Source organism: Allobosea sp. P1_B10 (assembly GCF_056406735.1).
Map to the genome: position 1 here is coordinate 67441 of NZ_JBFTZP010000013.1, position 18350 is coordinate 85790.

At 66.0% G+C, this 18350-nt stretch carries 22 protein-coding genes and 1 other RNA gene; 16 read left to right on the forward strand and 7 right to left on the reverse strand.

Annotation, left to right across the window (positions count from 1 at the left end; genetic code table 11):
- Positions 1 to 741: 741 nt before the first annotated feature.
- From AC1D2L_RS21525 to tkt, 4 genes are all read right to left on the reverse strand, one after another.
- Complete coding sequence (locus AC1D2L_RS21525; RefSeq protein ID WP_476847979.1) at positions 742 to 1935, reverse strand: phosphoglycerate kinase; 1194 nt, start codon at positions 1933 to 1935, stop codon at positions 742 to 744.
- 8 nt (positions 1936 to 1943) lie between these two features.
- Complete coding sequence (locus tag AC1D2L_RS21530) at positions 1944 to 2417, reverse strand: hypothetical protein (RefSeq protein WP_476847940.1); 474 nt, start codon at positions 2415 to 2417, stop codon at positions 1944 to 1946.
- A gap of 73 nt (positions 2418 to 2490) precedes the next feature.
- Positions 2491 to 3501, reverse strand: coding sequence for a type I glyceraldehyde-3-phosphate dehydrogenase (gap, locus tag AC1D2L_RS21535; protein ID WP_476847941.1), 1011 nt, complete (start codon positions 3499 to 3501; stop codon positions 2491 to 2493).
- Positions 3502 to 3598: 97 nt separating this feature from the next.
- Positions 3599 to 5596: a transketolase gene (tkt, locus tag AC1D2L_RS21540; RefSeq protein WP_476847942.1), complete on the reverse strand. Its 1998-nt coding sequence runs from the start codon at positions 5594 to 5596 to the stop codon at positions 3599 to 3601.
- A 334-nt stretch (positions 5597 to 5930) separates the two neighbouring features.
- Between tkt and AC1D2L_RS21545 the strand changes: the two genes are divergently transcribed.
- The 5 genes from AC1D2L_RS21545 to AC1D2L_RS21565 all read left to right on the forward strand — a co-directional run bounded on the left by AC1D2L_RS21545 (position 5931) and on the right by AC1D2L_RS21565 (position 8344).
- Positions 5931 to 6218, forward strand: coding sequence for a DUF4164 family protein (locus AC1D2L_RS21545; protein WP_476847943.1), 288 nt, complete (start codon positions 5931 to 5933; stop codon positions 6216 to 6218).
- Positions 6219 to 6230: 12 nt separating this feature from the next.
- Positions 6231 to 6599 carry a cell division protein ZapA gene (locus AC1D2L_RS21550; RefSeq protein ID WP_476847944.1) on the forward strand — a complete coding sequence of 123 codons (369 nt, stop codon included), beginning with the start codon at positions 6231 to 6233 and terminating at the stop codon, positions 6597 to 6599.
- Between the two features lie 59 nt (positions 6600 to 6658).
- Positions 6659 to 6813: non-coding RNA, 6S RNA (gene ssrS, locus AC1D2L_RS21555), on the forward strand.
- 10 nt (positions 6814 to 6823) lie between these two features.
- Complete coding sequence (locus tag AC1D2L_RS21560) at positions 6824 to 7459, forward strand: 5-formyltetrahydrofolate cyclo-ligase (protein ID WP_476847945.1); 636 nt, start codon at positions 6824 to 6826, stop codon at positions 7457 to 7459.
- A 60-nt stretch (positions 7460 to 7519) separates the two neighbouring features.
- Complete coding sequence (locus tag AC1D2L_RS21565) at positions 7520 to 8344, forward strand: TIGR00282 family metallophosphoesterase (RefSeq protein ID WP_476847946.1); 825 nt, start codon at positions 7520 to 7522, stop codon at positions 8342 to 8344.
- 86 nt (positions 8345 to 8430) lie between these two features.
- Here AC1D2L_RS21565 and AC1D2L_RS21570 read toward each other — a convergent pair whose 3' ends face one another.
- Positions 8431 to 9369, reverse strand: a complete 939-nt coding sequence (locus AC1D2L_RS21570) for an arginase family protein (protein WP_476847947.1) — start codon at positions 9367 to 9369, stop codon at positions 8431 to 8433.
- A gap of 195 nt (positions 9370 to 9564) precedes the next feature.
- Here AC1D2L_RS21570 and AC1D2L_RS21575 point away from each other — a divergent pair, with 195 nt between their 5' ends.
- Positions 9565 to 10311 carry a YebC/PmpR family DNA-binding transcriptional regulator gene (locus AC1D2L_RS21575; protein WP_476847948.1) on the forward strand — a complete coding sequence of 249 codons (747 nt, stop codon included), beginning with the start codon at positions 9565 to 9567 and terminating at the stop codon, positions 10309 to 10311.
- A 104-nt stretch (positions 10312 to 10415) separates the two neighbouring features.
- Here AC1D2L_RS21575 and AC1D2L_RS21580 read toward each other — a convergent pair whose 3' ends face one another.
- Positions 10416 to 11195 (reverse strand): TSUP family transporter, encoded by a 780-nt coding sequence (locus tag AC1D2L_RS21580; protein ID WP_476847949.1) that lies wholly within the window; start codon positions 11193 to 11195, stop codon positions 10416 to 10418.
- Between the two features lie 153 nt (positions 11196 to 11348).
- On the opposite strand from AC1D2L_RS21580, the gene ruvC reads away from it, so the two are divergent.
- The 5 genes from ruvC to AC1D2L_RS21605 are packed head-to-tail and all read left to right on the forward strand — an operon-like array spanning position 11349 to position 14585.
- Positions 11349 to 11864 carry a crossover junction endodeoxyribonuclease RuvC gene (ruvC, locus tag AC1D2L_RS21585; protein ID WP_476847950.1) on the forward strand — a complete coding sequence of 172 codons (516 nt, stop codon included), beginning with the start codon at positions 11349 to 11351 and terminating at the stop codon, positions 11862 to 11864.
- A 39-nt stretch (positions 11865 to 11903) separates the two neighbouring features.
- Complete coding sequence (gene ruvA / locus AC1D2L_RS21590) at positions 11904 to 12521, forward strand: Holliday junction branch migration protein RuvA (protein ID WP_476847951.1); 618 nt, start codon at positions 11904 to 11906, stop codon at positions 12519 to 12521.
- The gene (locus AC1D2L_RS21595) at positions 12518 to 13009 is read left to right on the forward strand and encodes a GNAT family N-acetyltransferase (protein WP_476847952.1); all 492 of its coding nucleotides are present in this window, start codon (positions 12518 to 12520) and stop codon (positions 13007 to 13009) included. The genes ruvA and AC1D2L_RS21595 overlap by 4 nt, the downstream gene beginning before the upstream one ends.
- A gap of 20 nt (positions 13010 to 13029) precedes the next feature.
- The gene (ruvB, locus tag AC1D2L_RS21600) at positions 13030 to 14049 is read left to right on the forward strand and encodes a Holliday junction branch migration DNA helicase RuvB (RefSeq protein ID WP_476847980.1); all 1020 of its coding nucleotides are present in this window, start codon (positions 13030 to 13032) and stop codon (positions 14047 to 14049) included.
- On the forward strand, positions 14049 to 14585 hold the full coding sequence (locus tag AC1D2L_RS21605) for a DUF3828 domain-containing protein (RefSeq protein WP_476847953.1): 537 nt from the start codon (positions 14049 to 14051) through the stop codon (positions 14583 to 14585). The genes ruvB and AC1D2L_RS21605 overlap by 1 nt, the downstream gene beginning before the upstream one ends.
- Positions 14586 to 14594: 9 nt before the next feature.
- Here AC1D2L_RS21605 and AC1D2L_RS21610 read toward each other — a convergent pair whose 3' ends face one another.
- Positions 14595 to 15104 carry a hypothetical protein gene (locus tag AC1D2L_RS21610; protein WP_476847954.1) on the reverse strand — a complete coding sequence of 170 codons (510 nt, stop codon included), beginning with the start codon at positions 15102 to 15104 and terminating at the stop codon, positions 14595 to 14597.
- A 128-nt stretch (positions 15105 to 15232) separates the two neighbouring features.
- On the opposite strand from AC1D2L_RS21610, the gene ybgC reads away from it, so the two are divergent.
- The 5 genes from ybgC (at position 15233) to AC1D2L_RS21635 (ending at position 18346) form a co-directional block, all read left to right on the forward strand.
- Positions 15233 to 15637: a tol-pal system-associated acyl-CoA thioesterase gene (gene ybgC, locus AC1D2L_RS21615; RefSeq protein WP_476847955.1), complete on the forward strand. Its 405-nt coding sequence runs from the start codon at positions 15233 to 15235 to the stop codon at positions 15635 to 15637.
- Positions 15638 to 15677: 40 nt separating this feature from the next.
- Positions 15678 to 16325 carry a TetR/AcrR family transcriptional regulator gene (locus AC1D2L_RS21620; RefSeq protein ID WP_476847956.1) on the forward strand — a complete coding sequence of 216 codons (648 nt, stop codon included), beginning with the start codon at positions 15678 to 15680 and terminating at the stop codon, positions 16323 to 16325.
- Between the two features lie 95 nt (positions 16326 to 16420).
- Positions 16421 to 16852, forward strand: coding sequence for a DUF2852 domain-containing protein (locus AC1D2L_RS21625; protein WP_476847957.1), 432 nt, complete (start codon positions 16421 to 16423; stop codon positions 16850 to 16852).
- A gap of 324 nt (positions 16853 to 17176) precedes the next feature.
- Positions 17177 to 17887, forward strand: coding sequence for a protein TolQ (tolQ, locus tag AC1D2L_RS21630; RefSeq protein ID WP_476847958.1), 711 nt, complete (start codon positions 17177 to 17179; stop codon positions 17885 to 17887).
- Between the two features lie 12 nt (positions 17888 to 17899).
- Positions 17900 to 18346, forward strand: coding sequence for an ExbD/TolR family protein (locus AC1D2L_RS21635; RefSeq protein ID WP_476847959.1), 447 nt, complete (start codon positions 17900 to 17902; stop codon positions 18344 to 18346).
- Positions 18347 to 18350: the final 4 nt, after the last annotated feature.

Sequence of the window (18350 nt, forward strand, 5' to 3'; positions counted from 1 at the left end):
TTGCAGCTCGAATCCGACTTAGATCCTTCGTCGATGATCACGATTTTCATGTTGCTCCCATTCGCTTGGCTGGGCATTCTCTCTGGGTTATTTTCCGGGGGGAATTATCGTGAATGTCGTGATTAAATTTTGTTGCGCTGCAGCTATCAGCGTTTTTATTCTGCCTGTTCCGACTGTTCTGGCTGAACCAGCAGGGCTGACGCGAGCCTGTGAGAAACTCTACGACAAATACTTTGCGTCAGATTCTCCGAAAGCATTTGCGAAAGGCAGGAGCAAGGGGTGTGGCTGGAAGGGGCCGGGGGGCAATATCTCGGTTGCCGAAGCCAGGAAAAGAGCAAACGCGTATTGCGTCGCGGATGGTGGCGACGGCTGTGTTGTCGTCGAGTCCGTCAGATAAGAAATCGTCTCGGATTCCGCGCCGGTGAGCCGGCTGAAGCGGCTTTCCAGAGCCGGCGCTCAGCGGATGTCCGTCCCTGAGCGTCGGTCGCGACCAAACTCGTCTGCTCGTGACGCCCGAACAGCAGGTTCCCTGCCGCCAGCGCGGCAGCTGTCGACGCGCGTTCAGCGGCAAGGGGCCGGGCAGATCGCTTGCGGACCGTGCCTGCCGCCGCTTCGGCTATCAATGGCCAATGACGGCGTCGCACTGAAGAGACACCGCTTCGGCGAAAGGCCTGGGCACGAGAAAGCGTCCCCAATAGTGGGGGTGCCGCCGCAAGCCACGAGAGCGGCGGCGGTCTTCCTTCACGCCTTCCTGAGCGCCTCGACGCCCGGCAGGGCCTTGCCTTCCATCCATTCGAGGAAGGCGCCGCCCGCGGTCGAGACATAGGTCAGCTGCTCGGCCACGCCGGCATGGTTCATCGCGGCGACGGTGTCGCCACCGCCTGCAACGGCCACCAGTTCGCCGGCCTGCACACGCTTGGCAGCCGCCTTTGCGACGGTGACGGTGGCGGTATCGAAGGGCGGTAGTTCGAACGCGCCGAAGGGTCCGTTCCAGACCAGCGTCTTGACGTGGGCGAGCTTGAGCACGACCTCGGCGACGCTGAGCGGGCCTGCGTCCAGGATCATCTCATCGGCGTCGACCTTGCCGACTGGCACGACGCGATGGCCGGGATGGGCCTTGAACTCGCGGGCGACCAGCGCGTCGACCGGCAGCATGATTTCGCAACCGGCGGCCTTGGCCTTCTCCTCGATCTCGCGTGCGGTGGCGACGAGGTCGTGCTCGCAGAGCGACTTGCCGACATTGACGCCGCGCGCCGCGAGGAAGGTGTTGGCCATGCCGCCGCCGATGGCGAGCACGTCGACCTTCCGCACGAGATTGCCGAGGAGTTCGAGCTTGGTGGAGACTTTTGCACCACCGACGATCGCCATCACGGGGCGGGCGGGATTGTCGAGACCGGCGCTCAGCGCCTCGAGCTCTGCCTGCATGGAGCGCCCGGCATAGGCCGGCAGCACATGGGCGAGACCCTCTGTCGAGGCATGGGCCCGGTGCGCGGCCGAGAAGGCGTCGTTGACGAAGAGGTCGCCATTGGCGGCGAGCGCCTTGACGAAGTCCGGGTCGTTCTTCTCGTCGCCGGCATGGAAGCGGGTGTTTTCGAGCAGCAGGACCTCGCCGTTCTTGGCGGCGGCCACAGCCTTGGCGACGTCCTCGCCGATGCAGTCATCGACGAAGATCACCGGCTTTTCGAGCGCATGGGAGAGCGCCACCGCGACCGGCTTCAGGCTGTCCTTGGCGTCGTGGCCCTTGGGCCGGCCGAAATGCGCCAGCAGGACCACCTTGCCGCCCTTGGCGGAGATTTCCCTGATGGTCGGCAGCACACGGTCGATGCGGGTGCTGTCTGTGACCTTTCCGTCCTCCATGGGAACGTTCAGGTCGACACGGACAAGCACGCGCTTGCCGGAGAGATCGGCGTCGTCGAGGGTCTTGAAGGCGGTCACGGGATCGGTCACGGCAGCAGCTTGGGCATGACGCCTGGAACGCCGAATTTCAGCACCAGGACGGTGAGGATAACGGTGAGAACGGCGGTCACGATCGCCGTGGTGAAGAGCGTCGCTGCGCGCGGCGTGGCGTCGACGCGGTCACGCATGGCGGCTATCTCGCCGCGGATAGAGGCAAAATCCATCGTCCCGGCGGCGGCATCGACCTTGTGGGCGCTGCGCTCGAGCGAGGCTTCGGCGCGGGTCAGGACGGCCTCGTAGCGGGCGAACTTCTCCTCGATGCGTGCGGCCTTCTCCTCGATGCGGGAGAGCTGGTCGAGCTGGCGCGGCTCGGTCATGGGGGTCGCCGGCGTCGTGGCGACGGGAACGCTCACGCTGGGGCTGGGAACGACCGACAGGGGAGATGGATTGGGCTGCGGCGCAATCACGATGCCTTCGTCCGGGATGGGCGAACCTGCGACTGTGGGCTCGATCTTGGCCATGCTCTGTCCGTTCCTGCGGTTGAGAAAAACAAGGCCACGACCTGAGACAGGAACGTGGCCTTGATAAGACGGCTCAGATGAGTTTCGCCATCGCGACGGCGGTGTCGCTCATGCGGTTCGAGAAGCCCCACTCATTGTCGTACCAGGACAGGATCGAGACGAACTTGTCGTCCATGACCTTGGTCTGGTCGAGCGCGAAGGTCGACGAGGCCGGGTCGTGGTTGAAGTCGATCGAGACGTTGGGCTGGTCGGTGACGGCCAGGATGCCCTTCAGCGGGCCGCGCTTGCTGGCCTTGATGATCGCGTCATTGATCTTCTCGACCGTGGTCTTGCGCTTGGCGATGAACTTGAAGTCGACGACCGAGACGTTCGGGGTCGGCACGCGCACTGAGGAGCCGTCGAGCCGGCCCTTGAGCTCGGGGATCACCAGGCCGATCGCCTTGGCGGCGCCCGTCGAGGTCGGGATCATCGAGAGCGCGGCGGCGCGGCCCCGATAGAGATCCTTGTGCATGGTGTCGAGCGTCGGCTGGTCGCCGGTATAGGCGTGGATCGTGGTCATGAAGCCCTTGTCGATGCCGACGGCGTCATGAAGCACGCGGACCACCGGAGCCAGGCAGTTGGTGGTGCAGGAGGCGTTCGAGACCACGAGATGCTCGCTCGTCAGCTCGTGGTGGTTGACGCCGAAGACTACGGTCAGGTCTGCACCCTCGCAGGGAGCCGAGACGAGCACGCGCTTGGCGCCGGCCGCAAGGTGTGCGGCGGCCTTGTCGCGGGTCGTGAAGATGCCGGTGCATTCGAACGCGATGTCGACGCCCAGCGCCTTGTGCGGCAGGTCCTTGGGATCGCGGATCGCGGTGACTTTGATCGGGCCGCGACCGACGTCGATGGTATCGCCGGAGACGGTCACGGTGCCGGGGAAGCGGCCGTGGACAGAGTCGAAGCGGAAGAGATGGGCATTGGTCTCGACGGGGCCGAGATCGTTGATTGCGACGACTTCGATATCCCGACGCTTCGACTCGATGATTGCACGCAAAACGTTGCGTCCGATACGGCCGAAGCCGTTGATCGCCACCTTGACCGTCATCTCAATCCTCTCCTTCGCCGGTTTCCGGCTCTTGTCGTCATGGATCAGGGGCAAATCGGCCAGAAGCAGGCCGATTGCAAGAGCTCGACCCTGAGTTTCAGACGTTATGCCGCTTCATCGCGGCTTCGACCAATGCGTCAGGCGTAATGCCGAAATGCTTGTAGACGTCCTTGTAGGGGCCGCTGGCGCCGAAGGAGTTCATGCCGACGAAACCGCCGTCATGGCCGATCACGGCATCCCAGCCGAAGCGCACCCCGGCCTCGATCGCGATCTTGATGGGCGCGGAGCCGATGATCGCGGCCTGGGTGGCCTCGTCCTGCTCCAGCAGCAGCTCGAGCGAGGGCACGGAGACGACACGGGCGCGCACGCCCTTCTCGGCCAGCAGCTTGCGGGCAGCGACTGCGATTTCCAGCTCCGAGCCGGAGGCGAACAGCGAGACCTGCGCCTTGCCGCCCTCTGCCGCGAGCAACTCGTAGCCGCCCTTAGCCGAGCGGTTGGTGGCGTTGGCATCGGTGCGCAGTTGCGGCAGGTTCTGCCGCGAGAGGGCGAGCACGGTCGGGCCGGTGGTGTGCTCGAGCGCATACTGCCAGGCTTCCGCCGTCTCGATGGCGTCGGCCGGGCGGAAGACGCGCATGTTGGGCATGGCGCGCAGCGAGGCGATCTGCTCGACGGGCTGGTGGGTCGGGCCGTCCTCGCCCAGGCCGATCGAGTCATGGGTCATGACATAGACCACCGGCAGCCCCATCAGGGCGGCGAGGCGCATCGACGGGCGGGCATAGTCGGCGAAGACGAGGAAGGTGCCGCCCGCCGTGCGGAAGCCGCCATGCAGGGTGATGCCGTTCATCGCGGCGGCCATGCCGTGCTCGCGGATGCCGTAGCGGACATAGCGGCCCTTGGGCGTCTTCAGGGTGAAGTCGACCGCGTGGCTGGTGCGGGTGTTGTTGGACGGGGTCAGGTCGGCCGAGCCGATGACCATTTCCGGCATCACGGGCACGATCACCTCGAGCGCGAGCTCGGAGGCCTTGCGGGTCGCGACGGTGACGGGATTCGCAATCAGCGCCTTCTTGTGCGCGACGATGACCTTCTCGAGCTTGGCGGGGACCTTGTGGGCCAGGCGGCGCTCGAAATCATTGCGCTTGCGCTCGGGCAGGACGCCGAAAATGCTGCGCCAGTTGGCATGGGCGTTGGCGCCGGCAGCGCCAAAGCCGCGCCAGGCCTTGAGCACATCGGCAGCGACCTCGAAGGGGCCGCCGGTGATGCCGAGCGCCTTCTTGGCGGCGGCGAGTTCCTCGGCGCCGAGCGGCTCGCCATGGGCCTTGGAGGTGCCGGCCTTCTTGGGCGCGCCGAAGCCGATCACGGTCTTGCAGGCGATCATGGTGGGCTTGGTCGACTTCTGGGCGCGACGGATCGCTGCCTCGATCGCCTCGGGATCATGGCCGTCGACGCGCTCCGAGCGCCAGCCGCAGGCCTTGAAGCGCGCGACCTGGTCGACATTGTCGGAGATCGAGAGCGGGCCGTCGATCGAGATGCCGTTGTCGTCCCACATCACGATCAGCTTGTTGAGCTTCTGGTGGCCGGCCAGCGCGATGGCCTCCTGGCTGATGCCCTCCATCAGGTCGCCGTCGGAGGCGAGCACATAGGTATGGTGGTCGACGACCTTCTTGCCGAACTCGGCGGCGAGCATGCGCTCGGCCATCGCCATGCCGACCGAGGTGGCCAGGCCCTGGCCGAGGGGACCGGTCGTGGTCTCGACTCCTGCGGTCATGAAGTTCTCGGGATGGCCCGGGGTCTTCGATTCCAGCTGGCGGAACTTCTTGAGGTCGTCGAGCTCCAGGCCGGGCGTGCCGGTGAGATAGAGCAGCGCGTAGAGCAGCATCGAGCCGTGGCCGGCCGAGAGCACGAAGCGGTCCCGGTCGGGCCAGCGCGGATCGGCGGCGTCATACTTCATGATGCGGGTGAACAGCACGGTCGCGACATCGGCCGCGCCCATGGGCAGGCCGGGGTGGCCGGACTTCGCCTGCTCGACGCCGTCCATGGCGAGGCCGCGAATGGCGTTGGCGAGCTTGTCGTGCTGCGTGCGGTCGATCGATGTCATGAGTATCTCTGGCTCCCGCCGGCAATGGGGACAAGGCCGCAACCGGCCCCTGCGCAGCGGCAGGACGGCGGCGGTCGATTGATCATGCTCTCGGCAATCTGACGTTCGCGGTCGGATTAGGCTGCGGGCGCGACCGGAGTCAATTCGATAGAGACGTCCTTGCCATAACGTCAGTGGACGGCAGGCCCCATCCATCGCCTGAGCAATCCCCAGCAAACCCTTGGGATCGGAAGCGTCGCGGCCTCCGGCGATTCACACTCGCGCTGCGATTTGCGCTAGTCTCTCGAATCGTAGAGCCGGCTTTCAAGAGGGGAGATGGACTGTGGCTAGCCTGATGCTGGAGAACGCCCTGGCGCGCCTCGACAGCGCGCTGTCGCAGCTGGAAGCCGCTGCCCGTCGCCGCACCGAGGCGGAGCGGGGGCGCGCCAATCTGGAAACCGAACTGACCCTGATGCAGGACGACCGCGCAAGGCTCGCCTCCGAACTCGACGGCGCGATGTCGCGCCTGGGTGCGGTCGAGACCGCCGCGGCCGACGTCGACCAGCGCCTGGAGCGGGCCATGAACGTCGTCGGCGCGGTGATCGCGCGGGCGACGCCGGAACCTGCCGACCAGGACATTTGAGCGGAGGCGGGAATGCCGCAAGTCAACGTGACCATCGCCGGCAAGGCCTATCGCATGGCGTGCGGCGAGGGCGAGGAGCCGCATCTGGAGGGGCTTGCCCTGCTTTATGACGGCAAGATCGACGAGATGAGGCAGGCCTTCGGAGAGATCGGCGACATGCGCCTGCATGTCATGGCGGCCCTGATGGTGGCCGACGAGGTCTCGGAACTGAAGCAGCGGGTGGCTGCGCTCGAGACGCAGCTGTCGGCGCGCGAGGGCGATGCCGGCGCCGCCGACCAGCGCATCGGCGAGCTCGAGGAGCGGGCTGCCGAGGCGCTGGCGCTGGCTGCCGAGCGGATCGAGGGGATCGCGCGCAGCCTGATCCCCAGCCCTGTGGGTTGAGGCGCATCGCGACCAATCTGCCACTGGCGCTTTGGCGATGCATTGCCTACATTGTCCGGGCGGGGCTGGCTGGTGCGTGCAGAGCATGTATTCCCGGGCCCATACGACTCCCTAGGGAGCTGTCCCTGACTGGGTCCCTGGACCCGGACACACGGCGCCCACCTACTTTGTAGGTGTCCCGGGATCGAAACTCCACGGCCAAGGTGGCTCCGCACTTTTCTCCCATGACAGACGCTCCCACCGACGAGATCCGGATGCGCAAGTCGGCCCTGAGGGCCAAGGCGCTGTCGCGCCGCGACGATCTGGAGATCGATGACCGGCTCGAATGGGATAGCGCCATCACGCAGTGCGTCCTCGCCATCTTCGACACCTTACTGGGTACTGTGGACCATCCGCGTGCGGATGGGCGGGATATCGGCCCGGTCTCGGCTTATTGGCCGATGCGCTCGGAGGCCGATCCGCGTCCGGTGCTCGAGGCTCTGCATGAGCGCGGCGTGCCGTTGTGCCTGCCGGCCATCGTCGACCGCCGCATGATCTTCCGGCGCTGGGCGCCCTATGAACCGCTGGTTCCCGGCGGCTTCGGAACGCTGGTCCCAGATCCCGCCCAGCGCGAGATACAGCCCGGAATCCTGCTGGTGCCCATGGCCGCCTTCGACCGCCGCTGCCACCGGATCGGCTATGGTCGCGGCTATTATGACCGCGCGCTCTCGGAGATTGGCCCGGCGCTGACGATCGGCATCGCCTACGCCGCCCAGGAGGTCGAGAATGTGCCCGATGAAGACCATGACCGCCGGCTGGACTGGATTGTCACCGAGCGGGACATGATCACGCGCGGCTCAAGCGCTCAGGTTGATTCTTGAGGCGGTTCGGGTCACGGAAGCGGCAACGTTGCTCTTCGAAACCCCTCTGGAACCCCTCTCATGCGCTTTCTCTTCCTTGGTGATGTCGTCGGCCGTCCTGGACGGATCGCCGTGCAGGAACGCCTGCCGGGCCTTCGCAAGGATTGGTCGCTCGACTGCGTCGTGATCAATGGCGAGAACGCCGCAGGAGGATTCGGCATCACGGAGGCGATCTGCGACGAGTTGCTCGCGGCCGGCGCCGACGCCGTCACGCTCGGCAATCACTCCTGGGACCAGCGCGAGGCGCTCGTCTTCATCGAACGCCAGGACAGGCTGGTGCGGCCGGCGAATTATCCCAAGGGCACGCCGGGCCGTGGTGCAACCGTGATCGAGGCCCGCAACGGCGCCCGCGTCCTCGTGGTCAATGCGATGGGGCGCGTCTTCATGGATGCGCTCGACGACCCCTTCGCCGCCATGGAACGCGAACTGGGTGCCTGCCCGCTGGGCGAGGTCGCCGATGCCGTGATCGTCGATTTCCACGCCGAGGCGACCAGCGAGAAGCAGGCGGCGGGCTATTTCCTCGACGGGCGTGCCAGCCTCGTCGTCGGCACGCATACCCATTCGCCGACCGCCGATACGCGTATCCTGCCAGGCGGCACCGCCTACCAGTCAGATGCCGGCATGTGCGGCGACTACGATTCGATCCTCGGCATGCAGAAGGATGAGCCGATCCGGCGCTTCCTGCACAAGACGCCGGGTGCAAGGCTCGAGCCCGCAACCGGTGAGGGCACCCTGTCGGGCGTCGCCGTCGAGATCGACGATGCTACGGGCCTCGCCAGGGCCGTCTGGCCGGTCAGGGTCGGGCCACATCTGAGCGAGGCGCTGCCGACGGGATGGCTGAAGTAGGCTGCCACCCGCCCGCTTCTCCTCAGTCCTCATCCCGAGAAGCCATTCCTGCCGGAACGGCTTCTCGGGATGAGGACTTCGGGCGGCTAGGATCTCACGCTCCGCGCCAGCAGTCCCGCGGCCAGCATCGCCAGCTTGCAGGCCGTGCGGACGCCGAGGTCGCCAATATCGTTTTCCGGCACGAGCTCGACGATGTTGAAGCCGATGATCGGCGCGCACTCGGCGACGCCGGTGAGCAGTGCGACGACATCGCCATAGCCGAGGCCACCCGGCGCGAAGCCCGAAACCGCTGGCATAACCGCTGGGTCGAGCCCGTCGAGGTCGAGGCAGACGACGACCGGCCGGCCCTGCGGCACGCATTGGATGGCGTGGCCGAATCCCTTCGCCCGCAGTGTGTGCATGTCGATGAGTTCGGCGCCGGCAATGCGCGCGTCGGCGACGTCGGAGGGGCGGGCGCTGCCCATGCCGCGTGCGCCGACCTGGACCATCTTCTTGACGCCCGGCAGTTCCGAGGTCCGTCGCATCGTGCTCGAGAGGCCCAGGCGCTCGCCCTGGACCTCGTCGCGCCAGTCGATATGCGCATCGATTTGGAGGATGGTGATGTCGGTATGCGCGGCGAAGGCCGCGAGTGCTGGAATCTGCACGCTGTCATCGCCGCCGAGCAACAGCGGCGCCGCGCCCCGCTTGAGCAGGGCGGCGAAGGTCGCCTGTATGCGTGCGCGGTTTCCGGCGAAGTCGCTGGGTTCGAAGGCGATGTCGCCGCAATCCACCAGCGTAGCGCCGGCGGGAAGCAGCGGGCCGCCCAGGTCGAAATCGAAATGACCGCGATTAGCGACATGGCGCTGGCTTGCGGCGCGGATGGCCGCTGGCGCCGGGCCGCAGAGCGGGGCGCCCGACCCATAGGGCGTCGCGCCGGGAATGCCGATCGTAGCGACCGCACCCGCGGGGACGGCATCGACGGAGACGATATCGGCGCCGAGAAAGGATGAGCCGCCGGCTGGCTGGTTGGGTGTTTCGAGACGCATTGGGATACTCGGGCTGGGGACGCCACCCATGATATGCTGCGCCAACGTGGTGTCAGGCAAGTCTACGCGTCATCATCGCGCCATGCCGTCTTGCCTGCGCGCAAAAGCGCCTATAAGGCCGACAATCCGCCGCACGCTCTTGCAAGAGCTATAGGTGCCATCTCGACCGATCTCAGACCAAGAGGCTGAATTCCCATGGCCGGCCATTCCCAGTTCAAGAACATCATGCACCGCAAGGGCAAGCAGGACGCGGTACGCGCCAAGCTGTTCTCGAAGCTCGGACGCGAAATCACCGTCGCCGCCAAGCTGGGCATGCCCGACCCCAACATGAATCCGCGCCTGCGCATGGCTGTGATCGCCGCGCGCGCGGAAAACATGCCCAAGGACAACATCCAGCGCGCCATCAACAAGGCGGCCGGCGGCGAGGGCGACAACTACGACGAGGTTCGCTACGAGGGCTATGGCCCCGGCGGTGCCGCCGTCATCGTCGAGGCGCTGACCGACAACCGCAACCGCACCGCCTCCGCCGTGCGCTCCTACTTCACCAAGTCGGGCGGCGCGATGGGCGAGAGCAACTCGGTGTCGTTCATGTTCAATCGCGTCGGCGAGGTCAGCTATCCGCTGACCGCCGGCGACGCAGACAAGGTCATGGAAGCGGCGATCGAAGCCGGCGCCGACGATGTCATCAGCGACGAGAACGGCCACACCATCCTGTGCGCCTTCGATTCCCTGAACGAGGTCTCCAAGGCGCTGGAAACGGCGCTGGGTGCGCCTGCCTCGGCCAAGCCGGTCTGGCGCCCGACCACGACGGCCCCGCTGGACGAAGAGAAGGCGGCCTCGATGATGCGCCTGATGGAAGCGCTCGACAATGACGACGACGTCCAGAACGTCTTCGCCAATTTCGAGATCGCCGACGACATCATGGCAAAGCTCGGCGCCTGAGGCATCGAGCACACCGTCATTGCGAGCGTAGCGAAGCAATCCAGTCGGACGTAGAGCTCGGCCGCCCCTGGATTGCTTCGCTACGCTCGCAATGACGGCGAGGCCTACCGCCCGATCAGCCCGTCCCAGAACGGCAGGCTGACGAAGGCGCTGAGGAAGATCACGAGATAGGCGATCTTGCGGAATCCCTCCTCCGAGGACACGCGAAAGCCATGTACGCCGGCCCACAGGCCGGCTCCGTAGACTGCGAACAACGGCAACGCCGTCATCGCCGCCTGAAGGGTGAGGATGCCCTTGTACCAGAGCACGGCGCCCGAGATCAGCGTCGAGATCCCGAAAAAGGTCTGGAGGTTGGCGCGGCTCTTGTGACGGTCGTTGCGCTGGGCGCCGAGCCAGAACACGGCGAGCGGCATGCCGCCGATCGAGGCCATGCCGTTGAACAGCCCCGAGAGCACCCCGACGCCGAGCGAAAGAGGGATGCCGGGGCGGCCGTGATAGCGCCAGCCCGAGGCCATCAGCGCGACCGCCGTCAGCACCAGCGCCGCCAGGATCCAGCGCATGGTTTCGCGGTCGAGCCAGATCAGCAGCCAGATGCCGGCGGGCAGGGCGAGCGTCGCGGTCAGCAGCAGCGGCAGCACCTCGCGCCATTCCGCCTGCTTGGCGCTGCGCGCGGCTATGGGCAATGCGAAGGGCAGGTCGATGAACCAGATCAGGCCGAGCGCCGCGACCGGGCCGAGCACGATCGAGGCCAAGGGCATGAACACCATGGCGAAACCGAAGCCGGTGAAGCCGCGTACGAGCCCGCCGAGCAGGGTGGCTGCAAGCAGGATTGCGATGCCCGTCGCTGAAAGGCCGGGAAACATTGAGGCGAGGAGGGCGGGCATCGGATCACGCAAGCGGAGGCAAAGGCTGCGCTCACCATCGTCCGATCGTGCAGGCGATCAAGCGTTTCCTTGTGATGTTATCAATCTGCTCACTGAATCGATGCGAAGGCTGGACGAGCACAAAACGAAAACAAGCATTAGGCTGAGCCCGTCATGGCGCCACTGATTCGCATTCTCGGCATCGACCCGGGCCTTCGGAAGACGGGCTGGGGGATCGTCCTCTCCGAGGGCAGCAAGCTCTCCTTCGTCGGCTGCGGCTGCGTCGAGAGCGACGGCACGCTGCCGCTGTCTGAGCGCCTGCGGCAGCTTCACGACGGCCTCGCCAGGGTGATCACCTCCTATGAACCCGACGAGGTCGCGGTCGAGGAAACATTCGTCAATCGCGATCCGCAATCGGCGCTGAAGCTTGGCCAGGCGCGCGGCATCGCGATGGTGGTCCCCGCAATCGCAGGGCTGAGCGTCGCCGAATATGCCGCCAATCTCGTCAAGAAGACCGTCGTGGGTGTCGGTCACGCCGACAAAAAGCAGGTCCAGATGATGATCCGCGTGCTATTGCCGAAGGCGAACACCACATCGGCCGATGCGGCGGATGCGCTCGCCGTGGCGATCTGCCATGCCCAGCATCGCGGCATGCGCTCGCTCGTGGCGCAGATGCGTGCGAGCGCCTGAGATGAGCCTCACCCGGATGAAACGCAGCGGAATCCGCATATGATCGGCAAGCTGAAAGGCGTCATCGATTCCTATGGCGAGGATCACGTCATCCTCGACGTCCAGGGCGTCGGCTATGTCGTGCAGTGCTCGTCGCGGACACTGCAGCGCCTGCCCAAGCCCGGGGAGGCGGCCGCGCTCTCGATCGAGACGCATGTGCGCGAGGACGCAATCCGTCTCTACGGCTTCATGTCCGACAATGAGCGCGACTGGTTTCGCCTGATGCAGGTGGTGCAGGGCGTCGGCGCCAAGGTCGCGCTCGCCATCCTGTCGACGCTCGAGCCAGCCGCGCTCGCTACCGCGATCGCCACCAATGACAAGGCAGCGGTGGCGCGCGCGCCCGGCGTCGGGCCCAAGCTCGCCCAGCGGCTTTGCGCGGAGCTCAAGGACAAGGCGCCCGCCTTCGGCCATATCGACCCGGGCGTGGCGCAACTCGCCGGCGCGTTGGCGGATCGCAAACTACCTCAGCCTGTGGCCGATGCCGTCTCGGCGCTGAGCAATCTCGGCTATCCGCAGGCGCAGGCCGTTGCCGCGGTCGCTGCCGCGGCGCGAGAGGCGGGCGAGGGCGCCGGTACCGCGCAACTGATCAAGCTGGGCCTGAAGGAGCTCTCCAAATGAGCGCCGGCGCGCCTCCCTTCATCATCCGTCCGGTCGAGGACAAACACGACTTCCTTGCGCTGATGATGGCCAATTGGGGCTCTCATCGCATGATGATCGGCCTGAACACCTATGACTGTGCCGAGATCGACCTGCTTGGGCTCCAAGACGATCAGGGCGCGACGCTCGCGCTCGCAAGCTGGACGACCGATGGCGACACCGCCCTTCTCTGTGCGCTGCTGTCGCTCAATCCCGGCAAGGGCATCGCCGTCGAGCTGCTCGAAGCCGTCAAGGCCGCCGCGCGCGCCAAGGGCGCGGTCAGGCTGCGCGCCATGGTGACCAACGACAATATTCCGGGGCTTACCTTCTATCAAAGGCACGGCTTTCGGTTTTCGGGCCTCTATGTCGAGGCAATCGACGTGTATCGCTCGGTGATCCCCACGATCGTGCGGACCGGCTATATGGACATCCCCGTGCGCGATGCGCTCGAACTGGAGATCGCATTGTGAGCGAGCCGCGCCGCCTTGTGATGCCTGAGCGTCGCGACGACGACAGCGAGACCTCGCTGCGGCCGCTGTCGCTGTCCGACTTTACCGGGCAGGCTGCCGCGCGCGCCAATCTCCAGGTCTTCATCAACGCTGCCAAGACGCGCGGCGATGCGCTGGACCACGTCCTCTTCGTCGGGCCGCCGGGCTTGGGCAAGACGACGCTGGCTCAGATCGTGGCACGCGAGCTCGGCGTGAATTTCCGTTCGACCTCCGGCCCGGTGATCGCCAAGGCCGGCGACCTCGCGGCGCAATTGACCAATCTCGAGGAGCGCGACGTGCTCTTCATCGACGAGATCCACCGCCTCAGCCCGGCGGTCGAGGAAATCCTCTATCCCGCGATGGAGGATTACCAGCTCGACCTGATCATCGGCGAGGGACCCGCTGCCCGCTCGGTCAAGATCGACCTGCCGAAGTTCACGCTGGTGGGCGCGACAACCCGCGCAGGCCTGCTGACGACGCCGCTGCGCGACCGCTTTGGCATCCCGATCCGGCTGCAGTTCTACACCGTGCAGGAGTTGCAGGGCATCGTGGCGCGTGGCGCGCGCGTATTCGGCATCGCGATGTCGGACGATGGCGCCAACGAGATCGCCAAGCGCTCGCGCGGAACGCCGCGCATCGCCGGCCGTCTGCTGCGGCGCGTGCGCGATTTCGCCATCGTCGACGGCGACCCGATCGTCACCCGCAAGGTCGCCGACAAGGCGCTGACCCTGCTCGATGTCGACGCGATCGGCCTCGACCAGATGGACCGGCGCTATCTGACGATGGTGGCCGTCAATTTCGGTGGCGGGCCTGTCGGGATCGAGACGATCGCCGCCTCGCTCTCGGAGCCGCGCGATGCGATCGAGGAGATCATCGAGCCCTTCCTCCTGCAACAGGGCTTCATCCAGCGCACGCCGCGCGGCCGCCTGCTGACGCCGCATGCGTTCCGGCATCTGGGTATGCCAGAGCCGAGCCGGGAGACCGGCCAGTTCGGTCTGTTTGGAGACGCGGAGGAGGATTGATGCGTCGTTTGCTGAGGCGGGTCGGTGCTGTCGTCGTTTTCGGGCTTTCGCTGAGCGCGGCTGTCGCGGCCGGCGCCGGTCCCGAGGCGCCGGTGCGAGAGGCCTATGCCATCGTCGTGAAGCAGTTGGGGCCCAACGGCGACGGGGTGGAGCCGCCCTGGCGCCCGCCCCACCGCGACAGGCTGATCAGCCGCGGCCTCGCGGACATGTTCGCCCGCGACGATCTCTACCAGGAAGAGGCGCAGGAGATCGGCCATCTCGGCTACGACCCGTTCATCGGCGGGCAGGACGGCGAGGTCAAAGGCCTGCGCGTCGCGGTGACGCGCAAGCCCGAAGGCGGCAAGGCCGAGGTCACGGCCAGCTTTACCAGCTTCAAGCAGCCGACGAGCGTGCGCTTCAGCCTGATCGAGGAAGATGGCGACTGGCGGATCGACGATATCGTGAACCGCCATGACGGCAGGGATCTCGGCGTCCGCCAATCGCTTTCGCAGCCTTATTCGTGCGGATCTTTCATGAAGAAGCCCTGCACACCCTGACCGGGGTCGTCACTGGCGAGCGATCTTGGCGCGCATCATTGCAGGCCGCGCGCCGGCATCGTTCAAGGCACCGGATTTTGCCGCTTTCGGATTTTCGATGGGCTGCATGCCCTTGCCTGGCGTGCGGTCTTTTGGCTGGCTGCGCGAGCGTTCGCGCTGCTTGAGCGCGAGCGCCTTCCTGGCGAGGCTGCGCTGGCTCGGGGCCTTGGCCTTCTCGGCCCGGCGCGTGCGCTCGGCACCGAGGCGCTTTAGCGCGGCGGTCAGGGCATCGGCCTTCGCCTTGGTCCCGGTGTTGTCGCTGGCAGCCTTTGCGCCCTTCGGCTCGGCCTTGCCGCGCATCTCGCGCTTCTGCCGCCTCGCGCCGTCGCGGGCCTTGTCACGACGTTCGCGCAACTTGGCGGCGAGGTCGGTCAGCTCCGCGTCGGAACGCTCGCCGATCATCGTCCGCCCGGTCGCGGCGACGAGGTCGCGTTCGGTCTTGTCCAGCAGCCTCGCGGTCGCCTTGTTTGATTGGGCCATATCCGGACCTCCCTTGCTGAAATCACGAAATGGAGAAACGCCGGGGCCGCCCGGCGGTTCCGACCATTCCGATGGAGCGGGCATTGGCTTATGCATGCCCGATCGCCCTGAATCCGTTTCGGAACACCATGAGCCAGACCCACCGCCTCTCCGTTCGCGTCTACTACGAGGACACCGACTTCTCGGGCGTCGTCTATCACGCCTCTTATCTGCGCTTCATGGAGCGTGGCCGCACCGAACTGATCCGCTCGCTCGGCATCGAGCAGCGCGAGCTCTTCGATGGCGAGACTGCGCTCGGATTTGCCGTCCGGAGGATGACAATCGATTTCCTGCGGCCCGCCGTGATGGACGACCTGCTGACCGTCGAGACGCGATCCGTGGCGGCGCGCGGGGCGACGATGGATGTGGAGCAGCGCGTGCTGCGCGGCGGTGACGTGCTGATCACGGCACAGGTCCTCGTCGCCTGCGTCGGTGGCGGCAGGGCACGGCGCATTCCCGATGGCCTGCGCCGGCGACTGATGCTGGAAGACTGAGCGGTCGACGGCCGCCCAGTGCCATGTTAGCGCTCGATACATGAGCTGGAAGCGCAACAACCCCGATCCGCCCCGCGGCTATCATCACGGCAACCTCAAGGAGGAGCTGGTGCGTGCCGCGCTCGGCCTGATCGGCGAGAAGGGTCCCAACGGCTTCACCTTCGCCGAAGCGGCGCGGGTCGCCGGGGTCAGCCCGGCTGCGCCTTACCGGCACTACCGCGACAAGGATGCCCTGCTCGCCGATGTCGCTGCGCGCGGTTTCGAGGTTTTCGAAGCCGCCCTGGCGCGCGCCTGGGACCAGGGAAAACCCGATCCCGAGACGGCTTTCCACCGCATTGGCCGGGCCTATCTAGCCTTTGCCCATGACGAGCCCGCCTATTATTCCGCGATGTTCGAGGCGGGGGTGCCGCTCGATGCCAGTCCGGAACTACGGAGCGCCGCCGATCGGGCCTTCCAGGGGCTCCGCCAGGCATCGGAGGCGCTGATCGCTTTGCTCCCGGCCGGCAATCGTCCACCTGCACTGATGATGGCGCTGCATGTCTGGTCGATGTCGCATGGCGTTGCGGCGCTGTTCGGGCGCGCGGATGGCGGCCGGCGGCCGCTGCCGATGACGGCGGCCGAACTGCTCGAGGCTGGCATGCTCATCTATCTGCAGGGGCTGGGCCTGGGACCCGCCAAAGGCGCCTGAAACGCGCTTTTTTCGCTACGATCTTGACAAGCCGCGCCGTTGCATCCAATTATGTAAATGTGATTTACATTCACGCTTGATCAGAGAGGGTCGAGATGCCGATTGTTGCGAAGCTGGACGAGTTTGGACGAGGAGCCTGGATCGCCTTCACGGTTCTCGGCTTCATCGTGTGGTGGCCCTTGGGTCTGGCGACCCTGGCCTTTACGTTAGGGAGTGGACGCATGGGTTGCGGGCATGCCGGACGATACGAATATAGGATGAGCCGTCTGCAGGATAAGATGGAGCGTCTGCGCCAGCGCATGGGCGGCGAGGGCGGAGGCTTCGGCGGCGGTTGGAATCGCGGTCCTGCGAGCGGAAACCGCGCCTTCGACGAGTATCGTCATGAGACGCTGCGCCGTCTCGAGGACGAACAGCGCGAGTTCCAGGACTTCCTTGGGCGCCTGCGCATGGCCCGCGACAAGGCCGAGTTCGACCAGTTCATGGCAGAGCGCCGCGCCGGCGATGTGACGCCTCCGCCAGCCCACTAACCGCACGCTCTCATGCGCTGACGTAGAGTAGCTAAGCCCGCCCCGGAAAACCGGGGCGGGCTTTTTTTGCTTTTCTGGCCCTGCGCGCTCTCGACGCAGCGGGTTCAGCTGTGGCGTATACCGGGCATTAACCTTGCCGGAGGCTTAACTCGGTGCGGAGCAGCGTTCCGTAGGAAACCCTGTTTGCGCCCATCTTTCGCCGGATTCACAAGCGATTGACGGAGGCAGGCAGTTCCCCGGATCGCGGATCGGGCGGCGGCGCGGGTCTTCCGCGACGCGTGCGGCAAGGCTGTGCCGGGTCGCCAGGCAGAAGGAATGACATAGATGAACCCCGCCGATGTCGTGCAAGCGGCGCCGCCGATCGATATGTCGTTCTGGACACTGTTCTGGCACGCCCATATCGTCGTCAAGCTCGTCATGATGGGCCTGATCGGTGCATCGATCTGGTGCTGGTCGATCATCATCGACAAGACCATCCTGTATCGCCGCACCCGCAAGGACATGGATGCCTTCGAGGAAGGTTTCTGGTCCGGGCGCTCGCTCGAAGACCTCTATCGCGATCTCTCGAACAAGCCGGCCAACGACATGGCTGCGGTCTTCGTCGCTGCGATGCGGGAGTGGAAGCGCTCCTTCGAGAATGGCGGGCGCTCGGTCGCCAGCCTGTCCCAGCGCATCGACAAGGTGCTCGACGTCACCATTCAGCGCGAGACCGAACGGCTCGAGTCGAAGCTGTTGGTGCTTTCGACGATCGCGTCGGCTGCGCCCTTCATCGGCCTGTTCGGCACGGTCTGGGGCATCATGCATTCGTTCACCGCGATCGCGGTCTCCAAGAATTCGTCGCTCGCCGTCGTCGCGCCGGGCATCGCCGAGGCGCTGTTTGCCACCGCGATCGGCCTCTTCGCCGCCATTCCCGCGCTGATGGCCTACAACAAGCTGCAAGCCGAGGTCGCCAAGGCCCAGAACCGCCTCGAGGCCTTTGCCGACGAGTTCTCCGCGATCCTGTCGCGGCAGATCGACGAACGGCTGGCGGCCTGAGGGGTTAGCGAAATGGGCATGTCAGCAGCATCCAGGGCCAAGTCCGGCGGACGACGCGGCAAGCGCGGTCGTCGTCACGGCGCCATCGCCGAGATCAACATGACGCCATTCATCGACGTCATGCTGGTGTTGCTGATCATCTTCATGGTCGCGGCGCCGCTGATCGCGACTGGCGTGCCGCTGGACCTGCCGCAGACCGGCGCCAAGCCGATCAATGTCGACCAGAAGCCGATCACCATCGCCATCGACGGCAAGGGCCAGATCTTCCTGCAGGACCAGCCGACGCTGGAGCCTGACCTGGTGATGAAGCTGCAGGGTCTTGCCAAGGACGGCTACGATCAGCGCGTCTATGTCCGCGGCGATCGCATGGTCGATTACGGCCGCGTCGCCTCGGTGATGTCGACCATCACGTCGGCCGGTTTCAAGCGCGTCGCGCTGGTCACCGAACCGGCGCGCTGAGAAC

Bases quoted from the DNA above. Each gene is read 5' to 3' on its own strand.
- AC1D2L_RS21635 (WP_476847959.1), top strand. From the start codon at position 17,900: ATGGGCATGTCAGCAGCATCCAGGGCCAAGTCCGGCGGACGACGCGGC.
- AC1D2L_RS21560 (WP_476847945.1), top strand. From the start codon at position 6,824: ATGACAGACGCTCCCACCGACGAGATCCGGATGCGCAAGTCGGCCCTG.
- AC1D2L_RS21545 (WP_476847943.1), top strand. From the start codon at position 5,931: ATGCTGGAGAACGCCCTGGCGCGCCTCGACAGCGCGCTGTCGCAGCTG.
- AC1D2L_RS21570 (WP_476847947.1), bottom strand. From the start codon at position 9,369: ATGCGTCTCGAAACACCCAACCAGCCAGCCGGCGGCTCATCCTTTCTC.
- AC1D2L_RS21620 (WP_476847956.1), top strand. From the start codon at position 15,678: ATGAGCTGGAAGCGCAACAACCCCGATCCGCCCCGCGGCTATCATCAC.
- AC1D2L_RS21610 (WP_476847954.1), bottom strand. From the start codon at position 15,104: ATGGCCCAATCAAACAAGGCGACCGCGAGGCTGCTGGACAAGACCGAA.
- AC1D2L_RS21595 (WP_476847952.1), top strand. From the start codon at position 12,518: ATGAGCGCCGGCGCGCCTCCCTTCATCATCCGTCCGGTCGAGGACAAA.
- ruvC (WP_476847950.1), top strand. From the start codon at position 11,349: ATGGCGCCACTGATTCGCATTCTCGGCATCGACCCGGGCCTTCGGAAG.
- AC1D2L_RS21530 (WP_476847940.1), bottom strand. From the start codon at position 2,417: ATGGCCAAGATCGAGCCCACAGTCGCAGGTTCGCCCATCCCGGACGAA.
- AC1D2L_RS21605 (WP_476847953.1), top strand. From the start codon at position 14,049: ATGCGTCGTTTGCTGAGGCGGGTCGGTGCTGTCGTCGTTTTCGGGCTT.
- tolQ (WP_476847958.1), top strand. From the start codon at position 17,177: ATGAACCCCGCCGATGTCGTGCAAGCGGCGCCGCCGATCGATATGTCG.
- AC1D2L_RS21550 (WP_476847944.1), top strand. From the start codon at position 6,231: ATGCCGCAAGTCAACGTGACCATCGCCGGCAAGGCCTATCGCATGGCG.
- tkt (WP_476847942.1), bottom strand. From the start codon at position 5,596: ATGACATCGATCGACCGCACGCAGCACGACAAGCTCGCCAACGCCATT.
- gap (WP_476847941.1), bottom strand. From the start codon at position 3,501: ATGACGGTCAAGGTGGCGATCAACGGCTTCGGCCGTATCGGACGCAAC.
- AC1D2L_RS21575 (WP_476847948.1), top strand. From the start codon at position 9,565: ATGGCCGGCCATTCCCAGTTCAAGAACATCATGCACCGCAAGGGCAAG.
- AC1D2L_RS21565 (WP_476847946.1), top strand. From the start codon at position 7,520: ATGCGCTTTCTCTTCCTTGGTGATGTCGTCGGCCGTCCTGGACGGATC.
- ybgC (WP_476847955.1), top strand. From the start codon at position 15,233: ATGAGCCAGACCCACCGCCTCTCCGTTCGCGTCTACTACGAGGACACC.
- ruvB (WP_476847980.1), top strand. From the start codon at position 13,030: ATGCCTGAGCGTCGCGACGACGACAGCGAGACCTCGCTGCGGCCGCTG.
- AC1D2L_RS21580 (WP_476847949.1), bottom strand. From the start codon at position 11,195: ATGCCCGCCCTCCTCGCCTCAATGTTTCCCGGCCTTTCAGCGACGGGC.
- AC1D2L_RS21625 (WP_476847957.1), top strand. From the start codon at position 16,421: ATGCCGATTGTTGCGAAGCTGGACGAGTTTGGACGAGGAGCCTGGATC.
- ruvA (WP_476847951.1), top strand. From the start codon at position 11,904: ATGATCGGCAAGCTGAAAGGCGTCATCGATTCCTATGGCGAGGATCAC.